The 15,642-nt window shown below is 62.3% G+C and carries 17 protein-coding genes and 1 pseudogene; 5 read left to right on the top strand and 13 right to left on the bottom strand.

Annotation, left to right across the window (positions count from 1 at the left end; all coding sequences use genetic code 11):
- Window positions 1-9: 9 nt before the first annotated feature.
- The 3 genes from AB4Y34_RS00900 (at window position 10) to AB4Y34_RS00890 (ending at window position 3,659) form a co-directional block, all read left to right on the top strand.
- The gene (locus AB4Y34_RS00900; protein ID WP_176379568.1) at window positions 10-621 is read left to right on the top strand and encodes a response regulator receiver protein; all 612 of its coding nucleotides are present in this window, start codon (window positions 10-12) and stop codon (window positions 619-621) included.
- A gap of 169 nt (window positions 622-790) precedes the next feature.
- Window positions 791-2,083, top strand: coding sequence for an NRAMP family divalent metal transporter (locus AB4Y34_RS00895; protein ID WP_368714953.1), 1,293 nt, complete (start codon window positions 791-793; stop codon window positions 2,081-2,083).
- Between the two features lie 214 nt (window positions 2,084-2,297).
- Window positions 2,298-3,659, top strand: a complete 1,362-nt coding sequence (locus tag AB4Y34_RS00890; protein WP_176379452.1) for a metallophosphoesterase — start codon at window positions 2,298-2,300, stop codon at window positions 3,657-3,659.
- Window positions 3,660-4,067: 408 nt separating this feature from the next.
- On the opposite strand, the gene AB4Y34_RS00885 is transcribed toward AB4Y34_RS00890, so the two are convergent.
- Window positions 4,068-5,288 (bottom strand): alginate lyase family protein, encoded by a 1,221-nt coding sequence (locus AB4Y34_RS00885; protein WP_368714952.1) that lies wholly within the window; start codon window positions 5,286-5,288, stop codon window positions 4,068-4,070.
- A 63-nt stretch (window positions 5,289-5,351) separates the two neighbouring features.
- Between AB4Y34_RS00885 and AB4Y34_RS00880 the strand changes: the two genes are divergently transcribed.
- Window positions 5,352-6,098 carry an IS5 family transposase gene (locus AB4Y34_RS00880; protein WP_368714951.1) on the top strand — a complete coding sequence of 249 codons (747 nt, stop codon included), beginning with the start codon at window positions 5,352-5,354 and terminating at the stop codon, window positions 6,096-6,098.
- On the opposite strand, the gene AB4Y34_RS00875 is transcribed toward AB4Y34_RS00880, so the two are convergent.
- The 10 genes from AB4Y34_RS00875 to AB4Y34_RS00830 all read right to left on the bottom strand — a co-directional run bounded on the left by AB4Y34_RS00875 (window position 6,095) and on the right by AB4Y34_RS00830 (window position 14,104).
- The gene (locus AB4Y34_RS00875) at window positions 6,095-7,006 is read right to left on the bottom strand and encodes a LysR family transcriptional regulator (RefSeq protein WP_368714950.1); all 912 of its coding nucleotides are present in this window, start codon (window positions 7,004-7,006) and stop codon (window positions 6,095-6,097) included. The genes AB4Y34_RS00880 and AB4Y34_RS00875 overlap by 4 nt on opposite strands.
- Window positions 7,007-7,102: 96 nt before the next feature.
- Entirely contained in the window at window positions 7,103-7,936 is an 834-nt protein-coding gene (aroE, locus tag AB4Y34_RS00870; RefSeq protein ID WP_368714949.1) for a shikimate dehydrogenase, read from the bottom strand.
- The gene (locus tag AB4Y34_RS00865) at window positions 7,936-9,156 is read right to left on the bottom strand and encodes a CaiB/BaiF CoA-transferase family protein (RefSeq protein ID WP_176365899.1); all 1,221 of its coding nucleotides are present in this window, start codon (window positions 9,154-9,156) and stop codon (window positions 7,936-7,938) included. The genes aroE and AB4Y34_RS00865 overlap by 1 nt, the downstream gene beginning before the upstream one ends.
- Entirely contained in the window at window positions 9,156-9,617 is a 462-nt protein-coding gene (locus tag AB4Y34_RS00860; RefSeq protein WP_368714948.1) for a MaoC family dehydratase, read from the bottom strand. The genes AB4Y34_RS00865 and AB4Y34_RS00860 overlap by 1 nt, the downstream gene beginning before the upstream one ends.
- A 3-nt stretch (window positions 9,618-9,620) precedes the next feature.
- Window positions 9,621-10,013 (bottom strand): VOC family protein, encoded by a 393-nt coding sequence (locus AB4Y34_RS00855; protein WP_176365901.1) that lies wholly within the window; start codon window positions 10,011-10,013, stop codon window positions 9,621-9,623.
- Window positions 10,010-10,960, bottom strand: coding sequence for a ketopantoate reductase family protein (locus tag AB4Y34_RS00850; protein ID WP_368714947.1), 951 nt, complete (start codon window positions 10,958-10,960; stop codon window positions 10,010-10,012). Before AB4Y34_RS00850 ends, AB4Y34_RS00855 begins: the two co-directional genes overlap by 4 nt.
- Window positions 10,961-11,095: 135 nt before the next feature.
- Window positions 11,096-11,416: a DUF4148 domain-containing protein gene (locus tag AB4Y34_RS00845; protein ID WP_368714946.1), complete on the bottom strand. Its 321-nt coding sequence runs from the start codon at window positions 11,414-11,416 to the stop codon at window positions 11,096-11,098.
- 131 nt (window positions 11,417-11,547) lie between these two features.
- Window positions 11,548-12,303 (bottom strand): hypothetical protein, encoded by a 756-nt coding sequence (locus AB4Y34_RS00840; protein ID WP_368714945.1) that lies wholly within the window; start codon window positions 12,301-12,303, stop codon window positions 11,548-11,550.
- 260 nt (window positions 12,304-12,563) lie between these two features.
- Window positions 12,564-13,343: a glucose 1-dehydrogenase gene (locus AB4Y34_RS00835; protein WP_176379444.1), complete on the bottom strand. Its 780-nt coding sequence runs from the start codon at window positions 13,341-13,343 to the stop codon at window positions 12,564-12,566.
- Window positions 13,344-13,384: 41 nt separating this feature from the next.
- Entirely contained in the window at window positions 13,385-14,104 is a 720-nt protein-coding gene (locus AB4Y34_RS00830) for a hypothetical protein (protein ID WP_368714944.1), read from the bottom strand.
- A 253-nt stretch (window positions 14,105-14,357) separates the two neighbouring features.
- On the opposite strand from AB4Y34_RS00830, the gene AB4Y34_RS00825 reads away from it, so the two are divergent.
- Window positions 14,358-14,951, top strand: coding sequence for a ParB-like protein (locus AB4Y34_RS00825; RefSeq protein WP_368714943.1), 594 nt, complete (start codon window positions 14,358-14,360; stop codon window positions 14,949-14,951).
- A 13-nt stretch (window positions 14,952-14,964) separates the two neighbouring features.
- Here AB4Y34_RS00825 and tssJ read toward each other — a convergent pair whose 3' ends face one another.
- Together tssJ and AB4Y34_RS00815 are read right to left on the bottom strand one after the other, a co-directional pair.
- A complete protein-coding gene (gene tssJ / locus AB4Y34_RS00820; RefSeq protein ID WP_368714942.1) occupies window positions 14,965-15,486 on the bottom strand; it encodes a type VI secretion system lipoprotein TssJ in 522 nt (173 codons plus the stop codon).
- 26 nt (window positions 15,487-15,512) lie between these two features.
- Window positions 15,513-15,641: pseudogene (locus tag AB4Y34_RS00815) on the bottom strand (type VI secretion system baseplate subunit TssG); the annotation flags it as partial.
- Between the last annotated feature and the right edge of the window lies 1 nt (window position 15,642).

The following is a 15,642-nucleotide window of genomic DNA, read 5'->3' as shown; positions in this document are numbered from 1 at the left end:
AAACGCGGCGTGTCATCTTCGAATCCGGGACCGACCGCAGAAGACAAGCTCGCCTTCTGCGTCGCCTGCACCGCACTGGACCAGGCGACTCGCGATCTGCAACAGTTGAGAAGCAACCCGGCAACATCGCTGAATGCGCTGTCGAAAGCGCAGCGCGACTACGAATTGTCCCGGGTGCAATGGCAGCGCTGTCAGTGGCAACTGCGGGCCGCGACGGCCCACGCAGTGAAGAGACCATCACAATGCATCGGCGCGGTCGTCATCGTTGGGCACGACAAGGCGGTCCGGGATTCTCTGCGGGTTCTGCTCAATGTAAAGGGATATGGGCGCTCCAAAGCGCTCGGTTTCGACCATTGGCATGAAATATGGCTCGAGCCGTCGCGCCAATTGATCATTCTCGACGTTCCCGTCAATTCGATTACGACAGCGTTGTGGTTCGTGGAGAGCTTCGATACATGCATCGATAAACCGCGCATCATCGCGCTGGCGCGGCCCGAAGACGCGGCCAGTTTCGCTGGCAAGGTCGATGCCGTCGTTGCCAAGCCCATCGTGCTCGAAGAATTGCTTTATGCAATCGACTTGATCCAGTTGCAGACGAAGGCTCCAGCGCATCACGGGTGACAGGCGTCCGCCGGCACGGCCCAAAGTTCGTTCCTCCCCTCCAGAAGCCCCTATTTCCGCCTATTTGCACCGAAGCCGCGCTTCGCTTCTGCTCGCCGAAGCCGCGCAACGCCGCCCCGAACACCCCGGGCCCGCAATTTGCTAAATGTGGCGGCGAGGTGACATATATATGAACGACGATAAATTGATCGAGCCGGAATCCGCCGTACGCGATCCCGTCGAGCGATCCTGGATCAGACGCCTGGGCCCCGGCCTGATCACCGGCGCGGCCGACGACGATCCATCCGGCATCGGCACTTATTCGCAGGCCGGCGCGCAGTTCGGGTTCAACCTTCTGTGGGTGATCCTGATCACGTATCCGCTGATGACCGCGATCCAGCTGGTGAGCGCGCAGATTGGCCGGGTGACCGGCAAGGGCCTCGCGTCGAACATCCGCGCGCATTATCCGGCGTGGCTGCTGTACGGCGCGGTCGCCCTGCTCGTCGTGGCAAACGTGATCAACATCGCCGCTGACCTGTCGGCGATGGGCGCCGCGGCCGGGCTACTGCTGCCAGGTCCGCAGCACCTTTACGTCGTCGGCCTCGGGGCGTTCTCGGTCATCCTGCAGATTTTTGTCCCATACGAGAGCTATGCGCGGATTCTGAAGTGGACCGCCGTATCGCTTCTTGCGTACGTCGCGGTCGCTCTCATCGTGCCGATCCCTTGGGGCGAAGTCGCGCGCGCGATTGTGTTGCCGCGCATCTCGCTGACGTCGGACTATCTGACCATGATCGTCGCGGTGCTGGGTACGACGATCAGTCCGTATCTATTCTTCTGGCAGGCGTCGCAGGAAGTCGAAGAAATGCGCTCGGCACCTGAACAGGCGCCGCTGCGCCGCGTGCCGCACCAGGCGCCGGCGCAGTTGCGAAGAATCCGCTTCGATACGTGGGTCGGCATGGGGGTGTCGAACTTCGTTGCATTTTTCATCATGTTGACTGCGGCGGCTACCCTGCATCTGCACCACATCGAAGTAAAAACCTCGGCCGATGCCGCGCGAGCGCTCGAGCCGTTTGCCGGGCGTTTTGCTTACGTCCTGTTTGCGCTCGGCATCATCGGCACCGGGCTGCTCGCACTGCCGGTTCTCGCCGGCTCGGCCGCCTACGCCGCCGCGGGCAGCTTTCGCTGGCGCAGCAGTCTGGGGTTGCATCTGACGCTCGCGCGCGAATTTTATGCGGTGATCGCACTGGCCATCGTCGGCGGTGTGGCTATCACCTTCATGCATTTCGACCCGATCCGCGCGCTGTACTGGAGCGCGGTCATCAATGGCGTTACCGCGGTGCCGATCATGGTCGTCATGATGCTGATGGCGCGAAGTCGCCGGGTGATGGGACAGTTCGCCGTCAAGGGCGTGCTGGCGTGGGGAGGATGGCTCGCAACGCTCGCGATGGCGCTGGCGGCGGTTGGCGTGTTCGTGCCGTCGTAACCAGACGCGTGTTCACCACGAACCCGGCTTTCGTACGGGAAAACCATGCTTAGCAATTCGCGCCGTACGGGTTGCGCAAGGGCAACCGCATCTGAACTTCCTGGTTATACGTTCGTCTGAACGGTGCATCTGGCCATCGACAGTGCCGTCACATGCTGACGGTTTGCCGACAACCGCGTGGCCGCTCCCGATCGACGACCAAGGAGGATTGCACATGCCGAAGAAGCGTTCAGACGAATCGTCGCCCTCGCGCGGCAACCGCAGTGGCAGGATTCTCGCCGCGCCGGTTTTCTCGCAGCCGCAGCCCACGCCGGACCCGCAAACCTTCGTGGTCAGGCACGCATCCGATACCGCGGCCTACAAGGTCATCGACGAACTGAACCGCGAGCACAAGCTGAAGGCGCTGCCGTTTCCGCCGCCGCGTGGCGGCACCGAGCCCCGGCTGACGTTTGCGGAGGTGGTGAACAACAACCAGCAGCTCATCGATACGATTAGCCAGAGTGGACAGATCGTCTTTCACGCCACCGGCGATTGCGGCAGTACGAAGGGTCCGGCCACCCAGAACGAAGTCGCGGACAAGATGGTCAGCGACTTCGACGAAGCCGATCCCGCCGAGGTGCCGCAATTCAACTTTCTGCTGGGCGACATCGTCTACAGCTTTGGCGAGGCGCAGTACTACTACGATCAGTTCTATGAACCGTACCGCAACTACCATGCGCCGATTCTCGCCGCTGCCGGCAACCACGACGGAATGGTTTCGCCGTTGAAGCATGAGAAAAGCCTGCAGGCGTTTCTGAGGAACTTCTGCTCCGACTGCTTCCAGGTCTCTCCCGACGCGGGCCACCTTTCACGGACCGCGCAAATTCAGCCAGGCGTTTTCTTCACGTTCGAGGCGCCGTTCGTGCGCATCATCGCGTTGTACAGCAATACGCTCGAGGACCCCGGTGTGATCGCGGACCGTGACATCGGCAACAGTCAGCTGAAGTTCCTGAAAGCGGCGTTATTGCGGGTGAAGAAAGAGAACTATCGAGGCGCGCTGCTGTTCGCGCATCACCATCCGCCGTATGTGGCGCGCGGGCGTCACGGCTGGAGCGTGGAAATGCAACAGCAGATCGACACGGTTTGCGATGAGGTCGGTATCTGGCCGCATGCGGACCTCGCGGGACACGCGCACAACTATCAGCGCTTTACACGAACCCGTTCCGATGGCACCCACATCCCTTACATCGTTTGTGGCAACGGCGGTCACGCGGTGCAGCAGCTCACCACCAACGGACAGCCGCCCCTTCGCGCGCCGCAGCTGATCCAGGCCGCGTCGAAAGACACCGATGCGGTCGTCCTCGAGAGCTACGACGACCGCAACTTCGGCTATTTGCGGCTCGTCGCCAACGCGAGGCAGTTGCGCATCGAATACCATCCCGCGGTCGACGGACCCAACACGAAAACCCCCGACGATCAGGTGACCATCGATCTGGCCACCCGGCAGGTCGCGCACTATGTCGCTCGCGACTCGGGCATACCCGCTCTTGCCGAGCACATTCGTCAATTCGCGCGGGTCCAGCCTCGCGAAGACTGACAGGTGCGCAACTCGCCTCGATCCGATGCGATCCGCGGCTCCCGCTGGTTTTCCCGCATTAAAGATTCGCGAAGATCTACCGAAATCGTAAAAGTGAGGCGGCTCGCAGCGTTCGAGCCGTCGCTCAACCCGGTAGTCGGAGAACAGCGTGAGATTCAAAGCGGCCTCGTGCCCTACAAAACCCAACCCGATTGAGTCCCGGGTCGATAGCGACGCACACGTGAATGGCTGGTCAGGCCGCAACCAGCAGTTTCTTTCCTATTTCCTGTCGCGGTATGGTCAACGCAGGACCATCCAATGCGAGGCGCACTGTTCCTCGCCTATTGGCCGGGACAGATACGCCCCCTTCTGCCCCGACCATCTTCGATCACCTCTACCGACGACAAGTCTCGCACCCAAGCGGATCCGTTACTTGAGGGTGTACGTCAACGTGTCATACCCAAGTTGGTCGAAGCCGCCGCTATTCGGTCCATAATCACCGCCGCCACCTTCGGGGCGCACACGCTGGGCATATGCGGTCGCGCCCGGCGCCTTGAGTTTCTTCAGCACGACGTAGTGGTTGTAGAGCAATTCCCAGATTGGCCGCATATCGCCTCTCGATCCCGGCGAAATACTCGGCTGCGTCGCGAGGCTATCGGAATACAAGGTGTAGGGCACGTCGTGGCCGAGGTTGTATTGCGCGGCGTATTCGGCACCCTTGAGCAGACGGTTGTCGTCGTATCCGAACAGGTCGTCTCCCTGATTCCAGGCCATCTGGCAAAACGCACCCGCCAGCGCGAAGTCGAGCATGGTGTGCCCTTGGTCGCGGCCGCTTTCCTGGACTTGACCGAGCCCGTTCGGATACAGCTTCCAGACGAGGTGTTCGATCGAGCCATTGCCCGCGCCGTGCTTGAAATACTCGACCGCTTCCGCATAAATGTCCCGACGGTCGGTCAGCACGCCAATCGCCAGCATCGACGCCATGTTGGCGAGATCCCAGTTTGCCCAGTAGTGATCAACCTTAGTGCCGTTGTGCCGGGTCAGGAAGTCGTGATTCATCGTGTAGAACACGGTGAGCATCATCGACTGGAAGCGCCGGAAATCCGCCGCCTTCCATTGCGGCGACGTGCGCAGGATTTCCGCCGCATTCGCCAGTTCGTAGCCGTAGATGCCCGAGGCGAGGAACTTGTCCGAACTCCCATCGATCATCTTCAGATTGGCCGACCACGCGTTCAGGATGTCGATGGCCTTGCCGGCGTAGGCGTCGTCACCAGAGACTTTCCAGCGCAGTGCGAGCGCATAGGCCGCTGCCGCGTCGTTGAACAGCAGCGAATAGTTTTCGGCATGCTCAGGGTTCTTGCCGCGATAGATGGCATCCTGCGGGCGTGGCGTCCAGTCCAGCGACGCATGGCGGTTGGCGATCAAGCGTTGCCACCCTTGTAGCCAAGGCTGTTTGCCCTCCGCCACGTTGACTCGCATGCGCTCGAAGTCCCGCTCGCTGTGCAGCAGCCCAGGATGTGCGAACGGCTTCGCTTCGATATCGGATGGGGCTTGCACGGCCACCGGAGCGTGTTGCCGGTCTGCGCCAGCGTAATGGTTCGCTGGTTGAGCGACGCAGGCCGAAAGGCCGACCACAGCGATGATTGACACCGTGAGTATCGATTTTCTGGACATGAGCGGATGAGCCTCAGGAATTGAACGAACGGGTGCCTCGTGCTTTGCACCGAAGACAAGCCTCGCATCGGATCAACGCCCGATTGGGAAGAAGCGTTGACGTTGCCGGAATACCGTGAGTTTGTCGAAGCCGTTCTTTGGATTGCTCGCACTGGCACTCCATGGCGCGACCTTCCGGAGGAATTCGGGTGCTGGAACAGCGTGTACAAGCGGTTCGCACGATGGTCCCAGGCCGGCATATGGCACGGCGTGTTTGTCGCGCTGGCAGGCGATGCGGATTTCGAGGAAGTTTTCATCGATAGCACCATTGTCCGGGCGCACCAGCGCGCTGCTGGCGGTCCCAAAAAAGGTGACCAATCGCTGGGTCGGTCTCGCGGTGGCTTGAGCACGAAGATTCACGCACTGGTTGACGGGCTGGGCATGCTGGCTAAATTCGGCCTCACGGGCGGGCAAGCCGGCGACAGTCCTGAGGCATTGCCGTTGCTGGGCGAACTAAGGCCAGGCAGCGTCGCGGCCGACAAGGCCTACGATACGGACGCGATCATTGCACACCTGCGTGCGCTTGACGTGCAGGCGGTCATTCCAAGCCGTGCAAATCAGCGTGAACAGCGCCCGCTGGATAAGCGGCTTTATCGGTCGCGCAATCTGGTCGAACGGTTCTTTGCCCGCATCAAACAGTTCCGTCGCATCGCCACTCGATACGACAAGCTGTCCGAACGCTTCGCCGCATTCGTCGCAGTGGCCGCCTCGTTCATATGCTGGTTTGAGATTATCAACAGACCCTAGCTTCTGCTCCCACTGAGAAACAGATCCGCGACGACCGAGCGCAGCCAGCGGTTGCCGGCTTCGTGATGGTATTTCGCGTGCCAGTGCTGGCGCACCGCGAACCTGTCCACCGGGAAAGGACACGAATGGACCACGACCTCATTCGCCCGCGCCAGCGTCTCGCCAATGTGTCGGGGCAAGGTAGCAATCAGATCGGTCGACTTGATGATCGATCCTAGTCCGAGGAAGCCGGGCAATTCGAGCACGACGTCGCGTTCGATGTTCTCGCGCAATAACGCCTGTTCGAGCAGTTGCCCGCCCGTGCCAGCCGCAATGACGACATGCCCCTCGCTGCGGTATTGCTTCAGACTCAACCGCGCACCCACGCGAGGATGATTGCGGTTGGCAAGGCATACCCAGTCCTGCATATAAAGCTGTTGCTGGTACATACCGCCCCCCAGCCAGGGCACGTGCCCGATCGCAAGATCCGCCTCGCCGGATTCGAGCGCCCGCTCCGTATTGCCGTCGATCCTTGCCGCTTCGAGCCGAACGCCTGGCGCCTGCGCCCGCAAATGCGCCAACATTCGCGGCAGCAGCGTAATGTGGCTCGCGTCCGTCATGCAGATTCGAAACCGTCGTTTGGCCGTGGCGGGATCGAACGATATCTCCCACGCAGCGAACCGGCGCAGCGACTCGAGAATTTCCCTGCACGGTCCGATCAACGCGTCAGCCTGCGGAGTGGGCGTCATACCGCCCGGCGTGCGAACGAATAACGGGTCCTGCAAATGCTCGCGCAAGCGACCCAACCAGATGCTGACCGTCGGCTGACTTTGCCCGAGTTGCTCAGCGGCGCGCGTGACACTTCGCACGTCGTAAAGCAGGTCGAAAAGCTGAAGCAGCTTGAGGTCCGGAAGCTCAGTGGTACTCATGGCGGTATTGTCATTTGCAATATCGACATTGTATCCATTGCGCTAGGCCCATGAACGGGCGTCCGTAACCTGAGCCTCCTCGCCCCACCGCATGCGTCAAATGAGCGGAACGCTCAGCCGGTCGATGATCGCTTGCGTCTGCGGTCGAACGCCGCGCCACCACTCGAACGCTTCGGCAGCCTGCTCGACGAGCATGCCGACGCCGTCGGCGATGCCCTTCACGCCCGCATTTCGCGCGAGCCGCAGGAACGGCGTGAGCCCCTTTCCATACGCGAGTTCGTACGCGGTTCCTGCTCGGCTGAACACGTCCGGGGGAACCGCAGGCAACTGACCGGTCAGGCTCGCCGATGTCGCGTTCACGACGAGGTCGAACTGCCCCATCCCGTCGAGTTCCCGGTAGCCGCATGCGATCAATGGGCAGCTGCTCGCGACTTGCGCGACCAACGCCTCGGCCTTGCGCACATCCCGATTCACGACGACCAGTTGCGCCGGACGCGCCGCGATGAACGGCAGCAGCGCGCCGCGCACCGCTCCGCCCGCACCCAGCACGAGCACGCGCTTGCCCGCCATCGGCTGAGCGAGGTTCACTTCGATATCGCGCACGAGACCGACGCCGTCGAAGTTCTCGGCAACGATCCGGCCGTTTTCGAACTTCAGCGCGTTCACGGCGCCGGCGAGCGTGGCCCGTTCGCTGCGCTCGTCGGCAATCGCGAAAGCCTGCATCTTGAACGGCGCGGTGACGTTCATGCCTCTGCCGCCCGCGGCGATGAACGTCTTGACGGTCTCGGCGAAAGCATCGGCGGGCTCGATCGGACCCTGGATCGCCGAGTAGCTGATGTCCTGTCCGGTCGCCTGCGCAAACAGACCGTGAATCAGCGGAGATTTCGTGTGGCCGATCGGATTGCCGATCACCGCGTATTGGTCGCTCATCACGCACTCCTCTTCGAAAACAGCACGCCCTGGGTCTGCATCGCGTCGATTTCTGCGGCGCTGAAGCCCAACGACTGCGCGACTTCCGCGTTGTGCTGACCGAGATCCGGGCCGACTTCGCGGATCGACGTGTCGCAGTCAGAGAAGCGGAACGGCAGGTTAGGCAGGCGCAGCTTTCCGAAGCGCGGATGGTCCTGCTCGATCACCATGCCACGCGCGACGATCTGCGGATCGTTGACCACTTCATCGATGCGCTGCACTTTTGCGCAAGGCACGTCGACGCCATCGAGCAGCGCCAGCACGCCGGCGACCGGCCGCGCCGCAACCCACGGCTTCACGACCGCGAGGATTTCGTCGCGATGCGAGTTGCGTCCGTTCAGGCTGTGGAACCTCGCATCGGTGCCGAAGCCGGCCGGACCGCCGTGCTGTTCGACGAGCGAAGCAAACCGCTTCCACGCATCGTCGACCTGCGCGGCGATCACGAGATCGCCGTCGGCCGCGCGGAACACGCCGTACAGCGTCGACGTCGGCATGTCGTGCCCCGTCTGCTCGGGCAGCACGCCTTGCATCGTGTAGCACTGCACCGCGTATTCGTGCATCGACACCAGCGTGTCGTACAACGCCATGTCGATATGCTGGCCGCGACCGCTCTTCACGCGGCCGAGCAAGGCGGCGTTGATCGCGGCGACCGCGTGAATGCCCGTGTACATATCGCCGAGCGAAATGCGCATCAGCGGTGGCGGTTCGCCGGGATTGCCGACCATCTGCATGATGCCGCTCTTCGCCTCGGCGATCAGACCGAAGCCCGCGCGATGCGCGTCGGGCCCGGTGTGGCCGTACGCCGAAATCGAGCAGTACACGAGACCCGGATTGCGTTCGGACAACGCGGCATAGCCGAGGCCCAGCTTGTCGAGCGCACCCGGCCGATAGTTTTCGATGAACACATCGGCCGAATCGCACAGACGCCGCATGAACTCCTTGCCGCGCGGGTCTTTCATGTCGACGCTGACGCCGCGCTTGCCCATGTTCAATTGCAGGAAGTAGGCGCTTTGCTGGTCGTCGAGGATGGTCGCGTGCTGCCGGCCGGCATCGCCGCTGCCGGGACGCTCCACCTTGATCACTTCGGCGCCGAGCGCCGCGAGGCAGCGGCCCACGTACGGACCGGCAAGAAAGTGGCTGTAGTCGACGACGCGAATACCTTCGAGGGGGCGGGCTTGCATCAGTTCGCTCCCGGACGGCGCGGCACCATCAGCCGATGTTCGCCGCGCTGGACGACCTGGCCGTCCTGATTGATCAGCTCGGACGGCAGCACGACGATGCCCCAGTCCGGACGGCTGTTGCTCGCGCGCATGTTGCCGACGCGGAACTTGACGTGAAGCACGTCGTTGACCTTGATCGGCAGCAGGAAATCCCACGTCCAGCCGAGCGACATGCCGTGCAGGAAGCGATAGTCGCTCTGCGTCTTCAGGCCATCGGCGATCGACAGGCCGAACAGCCCGTGCGCGACGATCGAACCGAAGTGGCTCGCGTTCGCATATTCCTCGTCGACATGCACGGGCGTGTGATCGCCGGTCAGATCGGCGTAAGCGAGAATGCGTTCTTTGGTGACGGTATAGGTCGGGCTCACGCACTCGTCGCCTTCGTTCGCGTCGTCCCAGTACTTTTCGATGATCGTGCTCATGCTTTACGCCTCCGCGCGTGGATTGATCGCCAGCGCCTGCGCAACGCAGGTGGCGGGTTTGGCCTGAATCAGTTCGACCGCGAGTCCATCCGGCAGGCGCAGCCAGTTGCGCCCTTGCGGCATTTCACTGACGCCGAACGCTTGCGCCGCGGCGAGCGAAGCCTCGAGGTCCTCGCACATCACGCCGAGATGCGCGAGCCGGCCCTCGGGACCTTCATAGCGCGGATCACTGATGAACTGCAGTCCGCCGAGCGTCCAGTACTGACGCGGCTCGTCGCGCGTGCCATCCACCTCGCGCATGGTCATGCCGAAGACTCGTTCGAAGAAGCGGATATGCCAGTGGATGTCCGTCACCCAGATGGCGACGTGCTCCAGATAGGCTTTCGCGCCGCTCATGCCGTCGCTCCTTCTCGCTGACGGTCGGTCATCGCGCGCTCGATGCCCTTGATGCACGCGACCAGCGTCGAATTGACCGGCGTCGGCACGCCGAGGCGCTCGCCCCACCGCACGACCGCTCCGTTGATGAAGTCGATTTCCGTGACCGAGCCTTTTTCGAGGCTCTGCAGCATCGAGGTCTTGAACGCGGGGGAAAGTCCTTCGGCCGCGAGCGTCCAGGCTTGTTCCGCTTTCGTCATCGAAAGACGGATGCCGGCGGCCTTCGCGGCTGCCATCGCCTCTTCGATCGCCGCCAACGCGGTGGCTTTCAGAACGGGCTCTTCGTACAGTTGCCCATACGTCAGACCGGTGATGCCGGTGATCGCGCCCGTCGCGACGTTGATCAGCAACTTGTCCCACATGGTGCCGAGGATGTTGTCGCTGATCGTGGTCGTCAGACCCACACTGTTGAACGCGTCGGCGATGGCGCGGGCCCGGTCGGTGACCCGGCCATCGAGCTCGCCGACGATGGTCAGCTTTCCGTTTACGCCCGACTGGATGTGCCCGGGCGCCTTCAGCACGCCGCCCACATAGGTCTTGCCCGCCAGCACGCGCTCCCGGCCGACGATTTCGCCGAGCACGTCTTCATGGCCGAGGCCGTTTTGGAGCGACAACACGAGCGTGTCGGGTCCGACGAGATCGAGCGCGCCGCGCATTGCCGAATCGGTGTGGAAGGACTTGACCAGCACGATGACGAGGTCCACCGGCCCGACTTCGGCGGGGTTCATCGTCGCGTGGACTTTTACGCGGCGTGAGCCGTTGGCATCGTCGACTAGCAGGCCGTCGCGGCGCATAGCCTCGACGTGCGCCGCGAAGCGGTCGACCAGCCACGTCTGATGGCCGCCTTCAGTCAGCGCGGAGCCGATCGCGCAACCCAACGCGCCGGCTCCCAGGAATGCGATCTTCATAGATGTCTCCGTGATTTGGAGACGAAGATACGATTCCTACCTCATGCTGGCAATGCAATGAACGCAATAGGGTCATTGAAAATTTTAATGTTACATTATGCCGACTGGGGTGGATCAACGTTCCAGTCTTTCCCCTCAATGCGTGCGCACCATCTGACCGCTCTGTCCCGCGTTCATCGCCGCGGCTCTATCCGCTCGATGCATCGCGGCCACCTTCGCTTCCGCGGCCTGAATATCGGCGGGATACGAATCATCATCGCCCATCGACGGGTTGTATCCCGCCGCTTCCAGCTCCTCGAGTTCGTGCATGACCTCCGCGCGCGTGAGTTGATGAGGCTCGGGCTCCGATACAGTTTGCGCATCCGCACTTGTGCAGCCCGCCATCAACATCACACCGGCGAACACGCAGCTCAGTAGCGAGCAAACGGCGTATTGACTCAACGACTCCGATTTCATGATGTGCTCCTTTTGACCTGAGAATGTATTCGCGCATCTGCATTCACTTCGGACCGTCTCCTCAGATCGTGAGTGTTACGCGATGCACATCCGGTAGACGGAGTTTTCTCGTTGGATATTCCCGGTCTTTTCTAAATAGAACTACCACGCAATCTTCGACGTTCGATCCCATTGCGCAATTGACCTGCGACGAACGCGCCGACGATCAGAGACAGATACAAGGCCACGAGATCGTGACGCCATGCGTTCAATGCAAGCTGATGCGCAATCAGCTTTGGATCGGGAGTTGGAAGGATTGCCCGCTTCGCTTCGACGGCTCGCATCATCCTGACAAAGCCTGCCGCGGACAACAGTGGCAGCGCGATGACCCATGTCAACAGCACGGGCTTCATGCGAAGCGCCCATCGCATGTGACGCAAGCGAAACCATAATCCAAGGCACCCGTGTATCCATCCGGGCGCGAGCAGCGCAAGCTGCAAACCCTGCGTACCGGTCGTCAGCAACTGGATCACGACACGCTCATAGTCCGGTTCGAAGCCATAGAGCGTGGATGCGAGCCGGGTCGTCACCGCATGACGGATCAAAAGCAGCGGCAGGCTGAGTCCTGCCCACAGACGCACCCACTCCGCCGGAGGCAACGCCCAGTGACGGCGCGCATAAATCGTTCGCATCGCCAGCACGAAGTGCAGCGCAGCCGCTCCATATAACGCGATCGTTCCAGGTGCGCTGCGCCAGAGCCGCAGCGCCAGAACCAGCCCGCGTCCGGCGAGTTCGAGCGACCAGATTCCGAGCGCGTGATTGAGCAGATGGAGAAAGAGATAGACCAGCAACACCACGCCGGAGCCGAGTTGCAATCGTCGCAGAGCGGCTTGCATCCGCAACGTCATGCGAACGTCCCGTTGAGGTCGTATGTCAAGTGCGGGGCAAACGCCGCCTCGTCGATCAGGTTCATTTGATCACCCATCCGATGTCAGTCTTACCTGCAAGACCACCAAGATGCGGTGCTTATTCCCGATTCGATTCGCCGCATCATCGCCCCATCACGCGTTGCGCGCGACATCGCCCGACACCACCTATCCGACCTGCATGCAGTGAAGGCGGTGCCGGGGAGGCTTGCAGGCCCCTGCGGCGGCGGCCTGAGAGCCAGTCAAAGCGTCGCCGTCACCCCACCATCGACATAAAGAACATGACCGTTGACGAAGTCCGACGCGCCGCTCGCGAGAAAGATCGCCGCGCCGACCAGATCCTGCACCTCGCCCCAACGTCGCGAAGGCGTGCGATTGACCAGCCAGTTGCTGAACGCTTCATCGTTGACGAGCGCGTCGGTCAGTTCCGTCCTGATGTAGCCGGGGCCGAGGCCATTGACCTGAATGCCATACTGGCCCCAATCGATCGCCATGCCTTTCGTCAACATTTTCACGGCGCCTTTGCTCGCGGTATAGGCGGCGATATTGGGCCGGCCGAGTTCGCTTTGCACCGAGCAGATGTTGATGATCTTGCCGCGCTTGCGCGCGATCATGTAGCGCGCGACCGCCTGCCCGACCAAAAACACGCTGTCCACATTGGTCTTCATCAGCTGTTCCCATTGCGCGTGCGAGAACTGCTCGAGCGGCGCCCGCCGCTGCATGCCGGCGTTGTTCACGAGAATATCGATCGCGCCGATCTCGCTTTCGATCTGCGCCACCGCCGCTTCCACCGCTTCCGGAGCAGTCACGTCGAAACATCGCCCATGCACGATCGCGCCTGCGTCGCGCAGGCGGCTGACCGCTTCCGCCAGCCTCGCTTCATTGCGGCCGTTCAGCACGACTTCCGCACCAGCGCCTGCCAGCCCTTGTGCCAACGCATAACCGATACCGGTACTCGATCCGGTGACGAGCGCGCGACGCCCGCTCAGGTCGAACATCTGCAGACTGTGGTTCAACTTCATCCCCCTTTTGAATTCGATGTAGCAGCGTTCGATTCGTGAAGCTAACCCGATGAATCGAGATCGTACCGGAACCGGCGCCGCTGCGCGGCGTCGCCGATGCAAGCTTCGACCCGTTGAACGAATTCGTCGAAACTTGCGGCATGCCGCGCCTCGCGACTGGCGATCATCTTTGCGATCGGCCCCACATAGGCGGCCAGCTTAATGGCGACGGCATCGATGCTGGCCTGCTCGATCGCACTGCCCGGTGACGTGCCTGCGGCGCTCGCGGGCGATCCAGCCGATACCTTCGCCGCAGCCACCGCGACGCCTGAGCCCGGCGATGACGACGCGACCATCGACATATCGGGCGAACCCGCCGTCAGCCGCGCGAAGGCCTGCCCGAATTCGAGCCGCGCCGTGTCGGGCAACACCGCCGCCAGTTGCGCGCCGAGCGCTGGCAGGTCGTTCGCCCGGGTGGCCGCGCGTCGCACCAGCAGGCTCGCGAACGGGCCCATGTGGATCGCGAGTTGGCGTTCGATGCGCGCGAGCATCTCAGGCGGCCAGTTGCGCGGCGCCGAAGGCACAGGCATCGGCGGGTTGCCGCCGCCCGTCGCACGCGCAGGCGAGGAAGCGGACGCGGACCAATCCGCGGAGGGCGTCACGATAGTCCGGTCATCGTCGGCCGCGGCGGGTGAGACGGCCAACGACATCAAGCTCGCGAGCCATTCCGCGGCCGAACCGAAGCGGTCTTCTGGCCGCCTCGCAAGTGCCTTGGCGAGCATCGCGTCGATCGCAAGGGGCAGCGCGGAGACGATTTCCGATGGCCGGTTCGCGGCGCACGGCGTTCAGCGCCACAGGTCTTTCGAGGTGCGGATCGAACGCGAGATAGACGACCGATGCGGATTGTCTGGTCAGCGATCCGGTGCTGTGCGTGGACGATGCGCCGTAGAAGTCTGGCGGAACGCGAGCGACGCTTCGTGCGGCGGCATGAATTTTGCGGAATCCGCGTGATCGCATCCCGACACGGAGACCGACATGGACACGCGGCAAATCGAAGATCTGCGTCCGACGCAGATAACCCACGGCGCGCGCGAGGTCAGAGAAAAGGCCCGCCAATACCGATCGCTGAGCGCCCATGACCTGCAAATGGCCATTGCCGAAAAGCCGATACCGGTCGTCTGCGGACCGAACGGCATACCGTTCGCGATCGATCATCACCATGTGGCGGCGGCGCTGTGGCAGGTTGGCGTGCGGTCGGTTCCGGTCGTGCTGGTGCGGGATCTTTCCTCGTACACGTGGGCATCGTTCTGGCTCAGCATGGAAAACGAGCGATGGACCTTTCCGTACGACGCGCAAGGGGTGCGCCGGCCGTTTGCCGAATTGGCCAAGCACGTGTGGGAGATGAAGGACGATGAATACCGAAGCCTCGCGGCGGCGGTCCGCGATGCCGGCGGCTATGAAAAAACCAATGTCCCGTTGGAAGAATTTCGCTGGTCCGACTTCTTTCGCGCGATGTTGCCGCGGCCCGATAACGACGAAAAGTTCTCGGCTTTGCTCAAGGAAGCCTTGAAGCTGGCAAAGAGCGACCGGGCACTGGGACTGCCGGGCTATCTCGGTCGAAAGGATTGAGCCGGTGGCTCACTCAATCGTGGGCCACATTGCCCGCCGTCACCAGAAACTGATCCATCAACGAGATCTTCAACGGCTTGTCCGCGTCGAGCTTTTTCTTCTCGATCACATACTTCCAGCCATCCCCGCTACCGGGATTGCGATAAAACGCGACGATCGCCACATAATTCGTATCGGCCTGCATCGGTTGCGACAGGCTCGCCGACGCCCCTGGATTCAGCACCGATGCCATGCTCGCCTGCAAATCCTGCGCGAGCAGCGTGCGGTCGTTCTTCAGCAGATCCTCGTACGACGCGCCATCGAACACCTTGCGGTCCTTCAACTGATACACGCGCACCGCGACCGATGTCGCGCGGCCGGCGTCGTCGGGGTTCAGCGCTTCGCGCGCGGACAGATCGACGTCGAGCACCTTGATCCGCTTGAAAAACACCGCGTGATACGCGCTCGACGACGCGTCCGACATGGATTGCCATGCGCCGCAGGCGGACAGCAGCGCGACGGCCGCAACCGTGGAAACGATAGAACGAAGATTCATCGATAGTCCTTTGGGCGCGTTGTTCATCACGCGGATCGAGTCAGGTATGGATTGGCCGCGGGCTTCGGAAACGCTTGATAAACCCCGAGCGCGACGTTGATCAGGCATTCGCTCGCGGCGGGCAGCACGGTCGTCCAGCCGAGGCGCGGCGCGGGC

The organism is Paraburkholderia sp. BR10954, from assembly GCF_040965775.1.
In the GTDB taxonomy this organism is placed as follows: Bacteria; Pseudomonadota; Gammaproteobacteria; order Burkholderiales; family Burkholderiaceae; genus Paraburkholderia; species Paraburkholderia youngii.
Note: the sequence above shows the minus strand (reverse complement) of the source record. Positions and strands in the feature narration are given on the sequence as shown.